Below are 510 nucleotides of genomic sequence, written 5' to 3' on the forward strand. Positions count from 1 at the left end.
GTGAAGTCGGAATCGCTAGTAATCGCGAATCAGAATGTCGCGGTGAATACGTTCCCGGGCCTTGTACACACCGCCCGTCACACCATGGGAGTGGGTTGCACCAGAAGTAGCTAGTCTAACCTTCGGGGGGACGGTTACCACGGTGTGATTCATGACTGGGGTGAAGTCGTAACAAGGTAGCCGTAGGGGAACCTGCGGCTGGATCACCTCCTTAATCGACGACATCAGCCTACTGATGAGCTCCCACACGAATTGGGGGGGGGGGGGGGGGGGGGGGGGGGGGGGGGGGGGGGGGGGGGGGGGGGGGGGGGGGGGGGGGGGGGGGGGGGGGGGGGGGGGGGGGGGGGGGGGGGGGGGGGGGGGGGGGGGGGGGGGGGGGGGGTGGGGGGGGGGGGGGGGGGGGGGGGGGGGGGGGGGGGGGGGGGGGGGGGGGGGGGGGGGGGGGGGGGGGGGGGGGGGGGGGGGGGGGGGGGGGGGGGGGGGGGGGGGGGGGGGGGGGGGGGGGGGGGG

At 77.3% G+C, this 510-nt stretch carries 1 rRNA gene; it reads left to right on the top strand.

Annotation, left to right across the window (positions count from 1 at the left end):
- Positions 1-214, top strand: a 16S ribosomal RNA gene (locus OO258_RS27450); the annotation flags it as partial.
- Positions 215-510 lie beyond the last annotated feature (296 nt).

The organism is Pseudomonas sp. DCB_BI (assembly GCF_026240995.1).
Lineage (GTDB): Bacteria > Pseudomonadota > Gammaproteobacteria > Pseudomonadales > Pseudomonadaceae > Aquipseudomonas.